2 protein-coding genes are annotated in these 2,229 nt (G+C 39.6%); both read right to left on the bottom strand.

Translation table 11 applies throughout. From position 1 onward, the window contains the following. On the bottom strand, window positions 1-164 hold a 164-nt coding region (locus B9Y84_RS21070), incomplete at its 3' end, for a type IX secretion system membrane protein PorP/SprF (protein WP_139828123.1). 4 nt (window positions 165-168) lie between these two features. Then, on the bottom strand, window positions 169-2,229 hold a 2,061-nt coding region (locus B9Y84_RS20705; RefSeq protein ID WP_176223860.1), incomplete at its 5' end, for an IPT/TIG domain-containing protein.

Here is a 2,229-nt window from a genome sequence, read left to right as displayed (position 1 = left end):
CTGCTGATAGCAGTAGCATTAAAAACATCGTTCACACCTGTATAGGCAGGATTGATCATGGCTTGATTAAAGAAATACTGATTGTATAGGGGATCAAGCTGTGCGCTTACATTAAAAGAACAGCAAGCAATAAAGACGAATAAAAGCCTATAAATTTTCTTCATTTGATTATCTCTTAATTAGTAAAAACCCAGTGATTCTTTTATCCCCATTACCCTTATCGATGACATAATAGTAATTACCTGTGAGCAGTTCTTCACCATTATTAGAGAGGCCTTCAAAGACCTTAGAACTATTATTGTAATTGTTTATGTCAAAAACCTTATTACCTAATCGATTGTAGATGCTTACCGAATTATTAGTGTATTCTGTAATGTTTTCAATTTGAAGATAGTCATGCCTTCCATCACCATTCGGAGTAACCACATTATAAACATTGATTTCTGTTGATGCTTCTGGTAGAACTTCACCTACTACTTGAAAGGAAAACTCATTTAAGTTGGTGGTGACTAAAACAATAGCTAGGTATCGACCTACGGTATTTGCATTAAGCCTAATTGTAAATTCTTCGGTGGAGAGAGGTGCTATTGATAAGGGTGCACTAGTTATTTGGAATACAGGGTTGTCAATAAGAATGCTTGTAATCTCAATTACAGAGTTGGAGCTTAAGTTCTCAATATTAAAAGTTTTATTAACATCCACGTTTAGAATAGTAGAGCCAACATCTACGTTCTGGTTAGAAATAATGACAGAATCAGTTTCATTATCGATGACATTGACACCGCTTCGTTCAGCACTAACTGTAAAAACAAATGCTGGGCTGTTAGAACTGTTGTTCTCAATTCTTATTTCGCTTTCGAAATTCCCAACATCTGAGTCATTAAATTGGACTGTGAATTCACCACTCGAGCCAGGGTCGATTGAGCTCGGGAAATTCACGATCTCAAAAGCATCATCTGATGAAGTAATATTTGAAATCAGTAGATTTGCATTTCCAGTATTTGAAATAATAAAGTCACTTTGAAGACTTTCTTCTGTTAACACAGTTCCTAAAAAGATCGGTTCAGATTGCTCACTAGCAATAGGGTTATTTTCACTACGGGATAAAGCAATTTGAGAAAACAGAAATGTAAAGCCTTCTCTTGAGGCTGCACCACCTAGTGTAGTTATCATCACTGATCCCGATGACTCTGATCCTACTACAGCTTTTATTTCATTATTTGATATTACATCAAAGGAAATTGCTTTAGAGTCGCCAAAGTGTACAGAAGAGGTGTTTAAAAAGTCTGTTCCTACAATGGTCACAATTTGCCCTTCAAATGCAGATGTTGGATTAAATGAACTAATAGTTGGTGCTGGAATAAATTTAAAACCGGAGAAAGATGCTGTACCACCAAGTGAAGTAACAATAACATCACCTGATGCTCCTGGTCCTACTACAGCAGTTATTTCCGAGTCAGAAACGACAGCAAAGGATAGGGCCTCTGTTCCGCCAAAGCTTACAGAGAAAGTGCTTGTGAAACCTGTTCCTATAATGGTAGCTATTTGGTTTGCCCCTAACGATGTTGGTGAAACAGAGAGTATAGTTGGTCCCTCAATGAATTCAAATCCTGCTAATGTTGCTTTGCCTCCAGGCGTTGTCACTTCAATACTACCGGAAGTGCCGTTTGCCACTTCTGCATTGATTTCTGTTGGAGATGTTACAATAAAAGAAAGCGCATTTGTTCCGCCAAAGCTCACTGCGGTTGTGCCTGTGAAATTTGTTCCGGTAATGGTTACTGTGGCTTCACTTGCGGCAATTATTGGAGAAAATCCTGTAATCGTTGGAGCAGGAATAAAGATAAAACCAATCAAGGATGCGCTGCCTGAAGGCGTACCTACTTCAACGGTACCGGAAGAGCCGTTGGCCAGTGTTGCAGTAATTTGTGTCGGTGAATCTACCGTAAAAGTAGTAGCTGGAGTTCCGCCAAAACTTACAAAGGAAGCACTGGTGAAATTTGTACCTGTAATAGTTATCGTTTCCCCCAAGGCTCCTGAAATGGGCGTGAAAGATGTAATGTTAACTTCAGGCGATGTTATTAAAGTGAATCCTGCCCGTGTCGCAGTACCGCCGGGAGTAATCACCTGGACTGATCCTGAGCTACCGACCGCAAGGATGGCTGTAATTTGTGTTGGTGAATCTACGATAAATGAAGAAGCTGGCGTCCCTCCAAAGCTTACAGCCGTTGC

Source organism: Marivirga sericea, from assembly GCF_900177665.1.
Classification (GTDB): domain Bacteria; phylum Bacteroidota; class Bacteroidia; order Cytophagales; family Cyclobacteriaceae; genus Marivirga; species Marivirga sericea.
The sequence above is the reverse complement of the archived record's forward strand: the minus strand, read 5'-3'. Positions and strand labels throughout refer to the sequence as shown.